Source organism: Rufibacter hautae (assembly GCF_008271695.1).
Lineage (GTDB): Bacteria > Bacteroidota > Bacteroidia > Cytophagales > Hymenobacteraceae > Nibribacter > Nibribacter hautae.
In genome coordinates this window covers 497,780-509,949 of sequence record NZ_VKKY01000001.1, presented here as the reverse complement: position 1 = coordinate 509,949, position 12,170 = coordinate 497,780, and the positions used below count along the sequence as shown (strand labels likewise).

Genomic DNA, 12,170 nt, shown 5'->3' with positions numbered 1-12,170 from the left:
AATTGAGAATTAAGAAGGGCAAAGGTAAACCCGCGGAATCTTAGAAGTCTGGTTTTAGGGCTATTTTCTGAAAAGCGGGTCAAAAGCATAACCTACCTTAAATTCCTACCGATAAGCGGAGCCGTTTAGTTCTTATGCCAATAAGCATTTAAAATAGAACTGGTTCAAGTTTCTAACTTGGACCCATAATGGGCTGAAGTTTGCAACTTCAGTGAGGCGGCAGCCTCAAAGAGAGGATCTGAACAAAAAGTCTCTTTTTGCAATGCCCGTTCAGGAAACACTCCTTTTGAAACTGGCGCTTCATGGCAGTTTCAAACTGCCGCCATGGTAGGTCCAAGTTGAAAACTTGAACCAGAGATAAAGGATAATTGAAAGGCCAAATGTAGGGGCAATCCCTTATGGTTGCCCTGACTCGGTGGCTGACAGGAGTTTGAGTTGTTGGCAATAACACCAACGGCGGACGCTAATACAAAGCGTACAATGTGAACAGCTATCCTCCGGCAAAAAGAAAAGCCTGCCACAAGTTGGACAGGCTTTTGATGACTTCTGTTCTAAGCTCTTTTTCGCAAAAACAAGCCCGAAACAGCATTCTCTTAGAAGCGCTTGATGGAACAGCCGGTGGCGCGGTTCTCTGAGTTGGCCACGGAATGACCCGCCAGTAAGGCATCTAAGGCGCTGGCCAGGTGGCGCTGCTTTACGAAGTTCTCGGCCTGCGGATTATCATCAATGGCACCTTTGTAGCGGAGGTAGAACCCATCGGCTGAGTTCTGCAGCACGAACACCTCAGGCGCTTTGGTGGCCCCAAACTGCTTGCTCAGTTGCTGTCCTTCGTCAATGAGGTAAGGGAATTTCTCAGTGCTGGGGCGATCTGGTTGCGGTTTGGCGGCCTGTCCGCCTTCCTCCAGCCCGATGTTGGTATTCACGTACACAAACTTCGCGCCTTTGCCGGCATAGCTCTGGGAAAGGTTCTGCAGGCGGTTCTCGTAGAGTTTGGCGTAAGGGCAGTTCACGCTGGTGAACACCACCACCAGCAAGGGCGCATCCTTGAAGTTGGACAGCTCCACGGCCTGGTTTTGGGCATCTTTCAACGTGAAATTGTCTACTTTGGCACCAATTCGGTAGCCGCTTTGGGCAAAGGCTGCACTGCTTAGGAGCAGCGCCAGGAGGAAAGTAACGTATGTTTTCATAGTTTCTTGGTTCAAGGTAAAGGCTTCTGGGTTTATCATGAAACGCAGAAGTCCGTTTAATCTATCTGGGGGCCACCACGTAGGTGAGCACAAAATTTGGGTGCGTTTCATAGTGCACCTCATAGTTCTGGTCAAATGCATCGGTGACCACCCTTCCGGCGAAAGTTCCCGCTGGTTTCCGTTCGAAGTCCTGCAAAAGTAGATTCTCCTGGAAATCAAGCCTGCGGTTGCGGTATACTTTGTAGAGCGTTTCCTTCGCGCTCCAGTAAAGGTGCACTTTTTCCGGGTCTTCTGCCGAAGCGGCCAATTCTTCCTCGTTCAGGAAGCGCGGGGCCAGCCGGGGCGCCTTATTGCCGATCATTTCAATATCTATGCCAACTTGGTGCATCCTGGAAACCAGCGCCCCCACCCACGGGCCCGAGTGCGTGAGCGACACGTGCCAGGCAGCATCCGTGCAAACCGGTCCGCCCGATTCCTGGGTCTGCAGATACATCTCGGGGGCCGACAGCTTTTCCAGCAACCCATAGGCCAGGACGCGCGCCGCAAGCCATTCCTTTGTACGGGACTCGGGTTTGAACGCCGGAATTTCGTGGTTGGGCCGTAGGCAAAGCAGTTGCGCGCGCAATTCTTCTATGGTTTCCTCTACCTGCCAAAGGCCTAGAAGTGAAGCAGAAGCGATGGGTTTGTGCTGGATGAGGGGCATAGAGGCAAAAGGACGGAAACTGTTTTCAGGCTGATTTTGGTAAATTTAGGCAAAAATACCTTCCGTCCCTTTTCCCGTAACTCATGGCCAGTCCCTTCCAGGTTCAGAAAATCACCACCCTCACCGGTCACCGCGACTGCGTGTACACCCTGGAACGCGCGCCTGAGCCCCAGAAGTTTTTCTCGGCCGGGGCCGATGGCATGGTGGTGCAATGGGACCTGACCAACCCCGAGCATGGCGAACTGGTGGCCCGGGTGAGTTCCAGCGTGTACGCGCTCAAATACCTGCCGGAGAAAGACTGGCTCCTCATCGGCCACAACCACAACAGCCTGGAGATTCTGGACCTGCACGCGAAAGCCATCGTGAAAACCATTCCCTTGCCAACCGCCGCCATCTTTGACATCCAGTATTCCTGGGAGCGGCAGCAGGCCTACCTGGCGCTGGGCGATGGTTCTCTGGTGGTGGTAGATTTAAAGAACTTGCAGGTGGCTAAGGTGTTGCTGTTTGGGGAGAAAAGCGTACGCTGCGTGGCGGTGCACCCTGGTAAACCAGAACTGGCGCTGGGCCTGAGTGACTTCCGCATTTTAATTCTGGACCAGGAGACGCTAGAAGTGAAGAGGACGTTAGAAGGCCATACCGGATCGGTGTTCACGCTGGCGTACACGCCAGAGGGCCAGTACCTGCTCAGCGGCAGCCGCGATGCCCATCTGCGGGTCTGGGACACAGAGAAGGAATACCAGGAACACACTAGTATCATCGCGCACCTGTTCACCCTCAACCATATCTCATTCAGCCCCAACGGGCGGCTTTTTGCCACCTGCAGCATGGATAAAAGCGTGAAGGTGTGGGATGCCCAGACGTTCAAATTATTGAAAGTGATTGACAAAGCCCGGCACGCCGGCCACGGTACGTCAGTGAACAAATTGTTTTGGTCGGCTCATTGGAATCAGTTAGTTTCGTGTAGTGATGACCGCAGCATTGCGGTTTGGGCGTTAACCTTGAAGGAAATATGAAGATTACACCGTTAGAAATCAGACAGAAGACGTTTGAGAAGGCGTTTAGGGGCTTGGACAAAGAAGAGGTGCAGGCGTTCTTACTTACCTTGTCTCAGCAGTGGGAGAAGTTGCAGGACGAGAACAAAGACCTGCGCGTGAAGTTGGAAGTGGCCGGCCGCGAAGTCCAGAAACTGCGCGAGGTGGAATCATCACTCTACAAAACCCTCAAGACCGCCGAGGACACCAGCACCAGCATTGTGGAGCAGGCCACCAAAGCCGCTGACCTGCAGGTGCGTGAGGCCCAACTCAAAGCCGACCAGGTACTGGAAGCCGCTCGCCAGAAAGCCCGCAGCGTACTGGAAAGTGCCTACATGCAAGCCGACAAAACCGTAGCAGAAATGCACGCCGAGGTGAAGAACCTGGAGCAGGACTATCTGCGCCTGGAAGACTATCTGGAGAACATGGTGCGCGACCTGCAGAACCTGGCCTCAGACGCTCTGGACAAGGTAGAGAAAACCAGGTCAAAACCTAAAGCCTCACTTGCGAGTATCTTACAAAGAGCCGCCCAAATCAAAGCGCAGCGGCCCGATGACGAAAAAGATACAGCCATGAACGCATTCGCAACAACACCCATACCCGCTGTAGCCCCGGCGCCTAAGCAGGCCACTATCCCAGCTTCAGCTTTCATAGACCAACCGCAGGCAGACGGATACGAAATAGGCGGTGGCGGAAGCCGCGAGTCTATCCCGTCTACACCCGGCACCATCCCGCCGGTGCATACGCCTAACCCGGCCCCGGATGTGCACCCTCGTACCCCCGAGATCGTGCCGCCGCATATCCCTACGCCGTCTATTGACCCGCCTAGAAGGGAAGAGCCGAAACCAGATATTCCGCCAGCCCCAACTCCTTCGCCAATTGAAGAGCCAGAGCCAGAGCGTGAGAATCCGCTACCAGAAAAACCAGAGGTTCAGCCTCCGGGAACAAGCCAGGCCAAGCCTGCCCCAGCGGTAGCAGCCGGCGGCGGTTCTTTCTTTGACGAGATCTAGTTCTGTTTATTGATGGGGCAGATTGCACTGGAAGGCATGGAGTTTTTCGCTTTCCACGGGTTTTATGACGAGGAACAGAAAATAGGCAACAAGTACGGTGTGGATCTCTACATCCAGACGGACCTGCACGCCGCCGCCGCCTCAGACAACCTGGACGAGACGGTGAACTACGAGAAGCTCTACAAAGTGGTCCTCCATGAAATGGGCTCACCCGCCCGCTTGCTGGAGCACTTGGGCCACCGCATCATTGAAGGCGTGTACCAAGAGTTCCCCTTTGTGCAGCAGGTCAAGGTAAGCGTCTCCAAGTTCAACCCACCGCTAGGCGGCATCTGCCACAAAGCCAAAGTCACGCTGGAGAAGAACAAGGCTTAAAGTATCTGATTGCCGTTTAAGGCCTTGTTTTGAGAAATCCGCCTGAAAACGATACACAAACAAAAACGCCTCACCGGTTGCAAACGGGTGAGGCGTTTTTGTTTTGAGTTTGTAGGGGCAATCCCTTGTGGTTGCCCTCTGCTTCTGCGACTGAAGAGGGCAACCACAAGGGATTGCCCCTACATCACATCAGCGTAAAACAGTACTAGCTTTCTCTTTCCAGGGGGGAGCATCTCTTTGGTACCTCTGGCTATTTCCCAATCTTCACATCTCCAAATCTTGACATCAATCCTCCCGTCTCCAGCGGCCTCGGCCATTTCCTTTGTCCCTTCTTTTCTCAAGTTCTTTCTCCAGCTCCTTCTGCCAGTCTTTTTCGCGGTCTCTTTCTTTCTCCCTTTCCTTCTCTCTGTCTTTGTCCCGTTTGTCTTTGCGTTTGAACAAATCTTTCAGCTTGCGGCCGCTTCTTTTGAAGAACTCATCAATTCCTCTGTCTTCTTCCTCCACCATAGGAGCCTCCACAATGGGGCCTTGGTAAGGTGGGCAATTGAGATAGCTGCGCAGGTGCGGCGGCAAAGGAGCGAACTGGCTGTAGGAGTAGCGGCGGAAGGCCCGGTCCTGACCCAGACGCTGGAAGAAGGCGCCCCAAATGGGCAGCGCGGTATTGGCGCCACCCCCTTGTTCCAAGTCTCTGAACCGGATGCGCCGGTCTTCTCCGCCTACCCAGGAGCCGGCCACCAGATCGGGGGTAAACCCGATGAACCAGCCATCGGCGTGTGATTGGGTGGTGCCGGTTTTACCAGCGATGTCCATGGTCAGGCGAAAATCGCTGCGGAGCCGGCGGCCGGTACCCTCGTTGACCACGTTCTCCAGCATTGGGCGCAGCAAAGCGGTGGTTTGGCTGGAGAGCACGTGCTGACCCTGCCCGTTCGGGTTGGTTTGATCAAAGAGCACGTTGCCTTGCCGGTCGGTGATCCGGAGCAGGTAGCGGGGCTTTATCTGGTAGCCGCCGTTGGCCAGCGCCGCGTAGGCAGCCACCATCTCCAGGAGGCTGGCATCGGCGGTGCCCAGGGCCAAAGAGGGCGTGGTAGGCAACTCACCGGTAATGCCCAGGCTATGCGCGGTCTGGATTACACTGGGCAAACCGGCCTGCAGCGCCACGTTCACCGATACCGTGTTGACGGAATGAGTGAGGGCGCCCAGCATGGAGTAAGATCCGCCGTACTGCTCATCTGCGTTCCGGGGTGACCAGTTCTCATACTCCGGGAAGACGCGGCGGTCATTGGAGAAATAGGAGCAAGGGGCAATGCCTTTTTCTATGGCGGTGGCGTACACCAGCGGCTTGAACGTGGAGCCCACCTGCCGGCGGGAGCGCACGTGGTCGTACTGGAAGTAATTGTGGCTGATACCGCCTACCCAGGCCCGCACGTAGCCGCTGTTGGGTTCCATGGCCACAAAACCAGCGTTCAGGTAACGCAGGTAGTGGCGCAGCGAATCCATGGGACTTATGGTGCGGGTGACCTCGCCCCGCCACCGGAACACCTGCATTTTGCGCGGCGTGTTGAAAATCTCGGTAATCTCCTCCTCAGAAAGACCTGCGGCTTTGTGGCGCCGGTAACGGAGCGACCGTTCCTTGGCCGCTTTCAGGATATCGGGCTGGCCTGTCCAGGGAGCTTTTTTTGACCAGTGCTTGTCAAACTCCACCTGCAGTGATTTCATGCGCTGCCGCAGGGCTAACTCGGCGTGACGCTGCATGCGGCTGTCAATGGTGGTGTAAATCTTGAGGCCATCGGTGTAGAGGTTATACGGATCGCCTTCTTTGTCTTTCTGCCGGGCCGCCCACTGGCCCAGTTCCTGGCGCAGGTGTTCCCTGAAATAAGCCGCCAAGCCGCTATGGTGGGAATAAGGGTTGTACCTGAGTTTCAGCGGACGTTTCTGCAGGGAGTCTTTCTGGGCCGGGGTGAGATAGCCGTACTTGGCCATTTGGGCCAGCACCACGTTGCGCCGCTGCAAAGATCGCTCGGGGTACAGCTTGGGGTGGTAATAGGTGGTGCCCTTGAGCAGGCCTATGAGCACGGCCGCCTCCTCGGTCTTGAGCGAATCTGCCGAGGTATTGAAGAAACGCCGTGCCGCGGATTCAATGCCGTACACGTTTCCGCCCATGGGCACGGTGTTCAGGTACAGACCCAATATCTCTTCTTTGGTATAAATGGCCTCAAAACGGCGGGCCAAAATGGCTTCGCGCAGCTTGTTCACGGGCATGGAAAGGTACCCCAGGCTTTTGCGCGGGAACAGGTTCTTGGCCAACTGCTGACTGAGGGTACTACCCCCGCCGGAGCTTTCTTCCTGTAAAAGCAGACTTTTGATGAGCACGCGGGCCAGGCTTCGGTAATCCACGCCATCGTGTTCGTAGAAGCGCACGTCCTCGGTGGCGATGAGGGCTTTGATGGCGGGCTCGGCAATCTTGTCATAGGCCACGTTGGTGCGGTCCTGGATGAAGTAACGGCCTATGAGCACGCTGTCGGCGGTGTAGACCTCAGAGGGCATGTTGTTCTGCACGGCTTTGAGTTGTCGCTTGGTAGGAAGCCACCCGAACACCCCGAAATAAACGGCCAGGTAGAACACGAACAGCAACAGCAGCACGGATAAAGCCCCTTTGGTCAGAACGCGGAGCCAGCCTTTCCGGTCCAAAGATCGCCAGAAGCTCAGGCTCAGTTTATGCCCATGGCGGGCAATCCAGCGCTTGCGTCGGGTGTTGATCCAGTCTGAGAAGCTTCCAAAGTAAGAGTTGAAAAAGGGCATGCGCTAAGAACGTATAAACGGCGGCAAAGGCTATGCTTACCTCAAGGATACTGCCAAGGTTTCACCGTTTTGGGGCAGTTTACGCAAATTGGCCGTAAAACAGAAGGAAAGCCGATCACAGGTCACCCACCGGCAAATAATTCACAACCCAAGAAAACCAGATGGCAGAAGCTAAAAAGATAAAATTGAGTGTGCTGGACCAGTCACCGGTACGGGAGGGTGGCACCCCAGAACAAGCCCTGCAGGAAACGCTGGAATTGGCCCAACTAGCCGATAAACTGGGCTACACGCGCTATTGGGTTTCTGAGCACCACAACTCCCTGGGCCTGGCGGGCCCCTCGCCCGAGGTGTTGATTCCGTACCTGGCGGCACATACGCAGCACTTGCGCGTGGGCTCGGGTGGCGTGATGCTACCCCATTACAGCGCCTTGAAAGTGGCCCAGAATTTCCGGCTGCTGGAAGCCCTGTACCCCAACCGCATTGACCTGGGCATTGGCCGCGCCCCCGGCACCGACCGCAAAACCGCCGCCCTGCTCAACCCCTACAACCAGTTCAACGAGCAGGATTTCGTGACCCAACTCATTGACCTGGACCGCTACCTGCAGGACGGTCTCAACGGCACCGAGGCCGCCGAGGTGAAGGTGACGCCCCGCTCGGCCACCACGCCAGAGCGCTGGCTTTTGAGCTCCAGCGGGCAGAGCGGCGTTTTTGCGGCCCACTTTGGCATGGGGTTCTCCTTCGCGCACTTCATCAACCCCAAGGAAGGACCCGAGATGATGCGCAACTACCAGGCCCGGTTCACGCCCTCGGCCCTGCTCAAGAAACCCGCCGGCAACTTCGGGATTTTTGTGCTTTGCGCCGATACCCAGGAGAAAGCCGAGGAACTGCAGCTTTCCATGGACATGCTCATGCTGCACATCCGGCAGGGCAAAGCCGCCGGCGTACCCTCGCTGGAGAAAGCCAAAGCGTTCTATGAAGACCTGGAGGAAAGCGAACTGGCCCACATCCAATACAACCGCCAGCGCATTGTGGCCGGCACCCCTGCCCAGGTAAAAGCCAAACTAGACGCCCTGGCCGAGGCCTACCACGTGGACGAGATTGTGGTGGTCACCATCACCTATGACTTCAAAGACCGCCTGCGCAGCTATGAATTGCTGGCCGAGGCGTACGGACTGGAACCCCGTGCCGGCCAATAATTAGTGCCCTCCATTTCTATTCCGTAGCTTTGCCAGACTGGGATTTAACCACCTGGGAAGAAGTTTATGGAGCAGCGGGTGATTACAGTCTTAAGCAGAGTAGAGTACCCTAAACCGGGAAACAACCAAATGTCCTCTAATGACACTACAAACCAGGTGGCGCAATTCCTGGAAAATGGGTTCCAGATACAGTCTGTATCTACCCAATTGAGCCCCGGCATTGACGAGGGTACCCGGCAGAACGCCATTCTGGCCACCACCTACCTCCTCGTCCGGGAATAGTAGATTCTGATTATCCGGATTTCCTTTCCTGACTTGTGGAGAGGCAGCTTTCCCATTGCTAATGTGAATCCGGGTTCTTGCCAAGAAGCACTTCCTTTTAGCCCGATTTTCCACAAAACAACCTCAAAACACCATCGCTTACGCCCGCACCAGTTCCTGCAGACGCAGGGCGTTGACGGGAGCGTGGCCGTTTATGTCGTTGTCAAAGTACACGAATACATCTTTTCCTTCAGCAGCCCAGGTGCGGCAATGGCTCGCCCAGGACTGAAGCGCGCTTTCTGCGTAGCTGCCGTTGTATTTGCCTTCGGGGCCGTGGAGGCGCACGTACACGAAATCGGCGGTGACCTCCCGTGGCGACAGGTGGCCGGCCAGGTCATAGATGCAGAAAGCGCAATTGTACTGTTGCAGCAGGGAATTCACCTCTGGGTGGTACCAGGTTTGGTCCCGGAACTCAAAGGTATAGCGGTGGTACGGCGGCAGGGCTTTGAGAAAGTCCTGGAAGCGCTCCAGGTTTAGTTTCCAGGCGGGCGGCAACTGGAACAGAATGGGACCCAATTTCTCCTCCAGGGCCTGCGCGTTGCCCAGGAACTGCGAGAGGCTCTGCTGCGAATCTTTGAGCTTCTTCATGTGCGTGATAAATCGGCTGGCTTTTACAGAGAACAGAAAATCTGGGGGCACGCTGTTGCGCCAGGCCGCAAAGGTCTCTGGGGAGGGCAATCGGTAGAAAGAGTTGTTGATCTCCACCGTTTGGAAGAAGCGGAGGTAATACTCCGTGAACTGTTTAGCGGTGACGCCCGCCGGATAGAAATTTCCTTTCCAATGGTTGTAGTGCCACCCCGAGGTGCCGATGTACATGGTGCCTTTTTCCTGCATAGCCCTTCTTATACGCAGCCGTGGAGGCAGGTTGGAGGAAGCAGCGTTTTGGGCGCCTTTTTCTAAAATCGGGTTAAAAGCAAGTGAGGGCTATTTGTTCAAGAACCGGTGGAAAAACCATCCGCCCAGGGCGTAAAGGACCACATCCAACAGATCACTGGTGTAGCGCTCCATGTAACGGGGTAAGAGCAGCTCGAAGACCAGGGAGACATACGCCACCACAAACCCGATGTGGTATTTGGTGAAGCGCACCTGCGGGCCGTACAGCATCCGCATGAGAAATAAAGTAACGGTGAGTAAAAGGGGCAGGCAAAGAAGGTCATCCAGGTAGGACCTGAGCCAGAAGGGGCGGGGAAACTGAAGCCAGGCCGCGGTGCGGTGCGCCACGTAAATAGTGGCCAGCCCGCAGAACAAAGGCGTGAAAGTGCCCCAGGTTAACCGGCCAGCAAGGCGAGAAGCCATAAGATAAAGGAAACGATGCTCACGAAAGCCAACTGAAAACCAAGCCCGATGCTTTTGTAGAATTTGGTGAAAGGCGGGTCGTTGTGGTTTATCTGGATGAAATCTACCGTGAAGTGCTTTTTCTCTTCGGCCTGCCGCGCCACTTGGGCCTGTTGCCGGTCAAAGGCTCCGGGGTCCAGCAAACCCTGGCAGTGTTCGCAGCGGTCGGTGGGGTTCTGCTGCCAGCCAGACCATTGGCCACAGTGCGGGCATTTTTTGCTGGCGCTCATGCAGTGGCCTGGGGGGCAAGCCTTTCCAGCAGCGACTCAAGCGAGGGGGAAAGAATAGTGAGCAACAATTCCAGGAGGTAAGGGTTAGGAAGCGATTTCTTGTGCAACAGGGCCACTACGCCCGTCAGTTCATCGGCGGAGTTCATAAGCGGTGCCCCAAAGTAACTCTCAATCCCGTAATTGCGCAAATAATTATCCAAAGGAAAGCGGTCCCGCACGCCCGAGGCGAAATACAGTACCCCATGGCGGTTCACATTGGCACAGGGCGTTCCGTCTATGGGGTAAGAAGCCTTCATAGGAAGCACCTGGCCCTGATACAGCATGCGCAGAATCTTCATCTCCCTGGTAGGGCTAGATTTCTGGCAAATCATAATCACATCGGCGGCCGAGTGCTGGTACAGAAACAAAAGCACATCAGATACATAGGAAGCCTGGTTTACGTTCTGGCTGAGCAAGACCGCAGTGTCCAACACCACTTTGTCGTCGGCGGTCCAAACAACTTCCAATCTGGGGTTCCAAGTCTCTAACATCTTCAAGCCGTTTAGGTACAGTTCTAGAAAAGCAAAAGCCGTGCCTTTACCGCTGATTTTCTTAGAATCAGGACCTGAAAATTGAAGTAAAAACCAAGGCTCTGAAAGGGGGATTCCGGGACTGGTGAAAGCAGTTTAGAATTGTCCTAAAATGCGCTAGGCTGTTGTTTTGGAGCCGTTTACAGAAAAAGGACCTAAAAGCCGCATAGAGCTTGCATCTGGCCACGGGAATGGAGCGGGGCTATGGTGGGGCAAGGCCCGGTACTCCGGAATTGTACCTGTTTTGTTTTTTCAGCCAGAAAACGCGGCGGCAGATAAGCGCATTTAATTGACACCGGTAGCAGGCTATTTTTTATCTTTGCCTAAACCCCTTTTGCCGTGTACAAAAAAATCATCCGTCCGTTACTTTTCCAGTTAGACCCCGAGAAGGTGCACCACCTGACCACCTCGGCGCTGAAGACCGGTTTTCAGCTGCCGCTGGCCAAATCCCTCAGCCGGGGCGTGTTCCAGGTAACAGATAAACGGCTGGAGAGGAAAGTCTTCGGGCTCACGTTTCCTAACCCGGTGGGTTTAGCGGCCGGTTTTGACAAAGACGCCCGCATGATTGACGAGTACGCCCAGCTGGGTTTCGGGTTCATTGAGATAGGCACGCTCACGCCCAAGGCGCAGACGGGCAATCCCAAGCCGCGCCTGTTCCGCCTTCCGCAGGACGGGGCCATCATCAACCGTATGGGCTTCAACAACGAAGGCGTAGACCAGGCCGTGGAGCGTCTGCGCAGCCGCAAAAGCAACGTGATCGTGGGCGGCAACATCGGCAAGAACAAGGTCACGCCTAATGAGCAGGCCCTGCAGGATTACCTCTACTGCTTTGACGCCCTGTATGACGTGGTAGATTATTTTGTGGTGAACGTGAGCTCGCCCAATACGCCCGACCTGCGCGCGTTACAGGAAAAGGAACCGCTGCGCGACCTCTTGAGCAACCTACAGAACCGCAACCAGGGCAAAGCCAAACCAAAGCCGCTGCTCTTGAAAATCGCCCCCGATCTGAACCTGGCCCAGTTAGATGATATTGTGGAGATTGCGGCGCAGACCCAGCTTTCCGGCGTCATCGGGACGAACACCACCATCAGCCGGGAGGGGTTGCAGACCTCGGGCCAGCGCATCACTGAGATTGGGGCCGGCGGCCTGAGCGGCAAACCCTTGACCAGCGCCTCTACCCAAGTCATTCGGTACCTGCGGCAGCAACTGCCCCAGGAGATCAGGATTGTGGGCGTGGGCGGCATCATGACCCCCGAGGATGCGCTGGAGAAGCTTTCGGCCGGGGCCGATTTGGTGCAATTATACACCGGTTTCATTTACGAAGGGCCCGGATTGATAAGGCAGATTAACGAGCGGTTACTCAGGTAAATACTATATTTTGAAAACCATATACTGGTAAATTGTTCAAGGCTTATTG

13 protein-coding genes are annotated in these 12,170 nt (G+C 55.3%); 6 read left to right on the top strand and 7 right to left on the bottom strand.

Translation table 11 applies throughout. The features are described from left to right. Positions 1 to 593 precede the first annotated feature (593 nt). Positions 594 to 1,187: a redoxin family protein gene (locus FOA19_RS02070; RefSeq protein WP_149089140.1), complete on the bottom strand. Its 594-nt coding sequence runs from the start codon at positions 1,185 to 1,187 to the stop codon at positions 594 to 596. 61 nt (positions 1,188 to 1,248) lie between these two features. Next, a complete protein-coding gene (locus FOA19_RS02065; RefSeq protein ID WP_149089139.1) occupies positions 1,249 to 1,890 on the bottom strand; it encodes a 4'-phosphopantetheinyl transferase family protein in 642 nt (213 codons plus the stop codon). A gap of 83 nt (positions 1,891 to 1,973) precedes the next feature. Here FOA19_RS02065 and FOA19_RS02060 point away from each other — a divergent pair, with 83 nt between their 5' ends. From FOA19_RS02060 to folB, 3 genes are read left to right on the top strand one after another with little or no spacing between them, the layout of a single operon-like run. Then, a complete protein-coding gene (locus FOA19_RS02060) occupies positions 1,974 to 2,903 on the top strand; it encodes a WD40 repeat domain-containing protein (RefSeq protein WP_149089138.1) in 930 nt (309 codons plus the stop codon). Beyond that, complete coding sequence (locus FOA19_RS02055) at positions 2,900 to 3,931, top strand: DivIVA domain-containing protein (RefSeq protein WP_149089137.1); 1,032 nt, start codon at positions 2,900 to 2,902, stop codon at positions 3,929 to 3,931. Before FOA19_RS02060 ends, FOA19_RS02055 begins: the two co-directional genes overlap by 4 nt. 12 nt (positions 3,932 to 3,943) lie before the next feature. Continuing rightward, positions 3,944 to 4,303: a dihydroneopterin aldolase gene (folB, locus tag FOA19_RS02050; RefSeq protein WP_149089136.1), complete on the top strand. Its 360-nt coding sequence runs from the start codon at positions 3,944 to 3,946 to the stop codon at positions 4,301 to 4,303. 285 nt (positions 4,304 to 4,588) lie between these two features. On the opposite strand, the gene FOA19_RS02045 is transcribed toward folB, so the two are convergent. Then, positions 4,589 to 7,102, bottom strand: a complete 2,514-nt coding sequence (locus FOA19_RS02045) for a penicillin-binding protein 1A (protein WP_149089135.1) — start codon at positions 7,100 to 7,102, stop codon at positions 4,589 to 4,591. 161 nt (positions 7,103 to 7,263) lie between these two features. Here FOA19_RS02045 and FOA19_RS02040 point away from each other — a divergent pair, with 161 nt between their 5' ends. Both FOA19_RS02040 and FOA19_RS02035 read left to right on the top strand, forming a co-directional pair. Next, positions 7,264 to 8,298, top strand: a complete 1,035-nt coding sequence (locus FOA19_RS02040; protein ID WP_149089134.1) for an LLM class flavin-dependent oxidoreductase — start codon at positions 7,264 to 7,266, stop codon at positions 8,296 to 8,298. A gap of 129 nt (positions 8,299 to 8,427) precedes the next feature. After that, positions 8,428 to 8,580, top strand: coding sequence for a hypothetical protein (locus FOA19_RS02035; RefSeq protein WP_190300254.1), 153 nt, complete (start codon positions 8,428 to 8,430; stop codon positions 8,578 to 8,580). Positions 8,581 to 8,718: 138 nt separating this feature from the next. Here FOA19_RS02035 and FOA19_RS02030 read toward each other — a convergent pair whose 3' ends face one another. The 4 genes from FOA19_RS02030 to FOA19_RS02015 form a co-directional block, all read right to left on the bottom strand. Beyond that, entirely contained in the window at positions 8,719 to 9,453 is a 735-nt protein-coding gene (locus FOA19_RS02030) for a DUF72 domain-containing protein (protein WP_149089132.1), read from the bottom strand. 90 nt (positions 9,454 to 9,543) lie between these two features. Next, positions 9,544 to 9,915 (bottom strand): hypothetical protein, encoded by a 372-nt coding sequence (locus FOA19_RS02025; protein WP_149089131.1) that lies wholly within the window; start codon positions 9,913 to 9,915, stop codon positions 9,544 to 9,546. Continuing rightward, positions 9,888 to 10,184 carry a TFIIB-type zinc ribbon-containing protein gene (locus FOA19_RS02020; RefSeq protein ID WP_149089130.1) on the bottom strand — a complete coding sequence of 99 codons (297 nt, stop codon included), beginning with the start codon at positions 10,182 to 10,184 and terminating at the stop codon, positions 9,888 to 9,890. The genes FOA19_RS02025 and FOA19_RS02020 overlap by 28 nt, the downstream gene beginning before the upstream one ends. Beyond that, positions 10,181 to 10,714: a GAF domain-containing protein gene (locus tag FOA19_RS02015; RefSeq protein ID WP_149089129.1), complete on the bottom strand. Its 534-nt coding sequence runs from the start codon at positions 10,712 to 10,714 to the stop codon at positions 10,181 to 10,183. The genes FOA19_RS02020 and FOA19_RS02015 overlap by 4 nt, the downstream gene beginning before the upstream one ends. A gap of 378 nt (positions 10,715 to 11,092) precedes the next feature. Here FOA19_RS02015 and FOA19_RS02010 point away from each other — a divergent pair, with 378 nt between their 5' ends. Beyond that, complete coding sequence (locus FOA19_RS02010; RefSeq protein WP_149089128.1) at positions 11,093 to 12,121, top strand: quinone-dependent dihydroorotate dehydrogenase; 1,029 nt, start codon at positions 11,093 to 11,095, stop codon at positions 12,119 to 12,121. Positions 12,122 to 12,170: the final 49 nt, after the last annotated feature.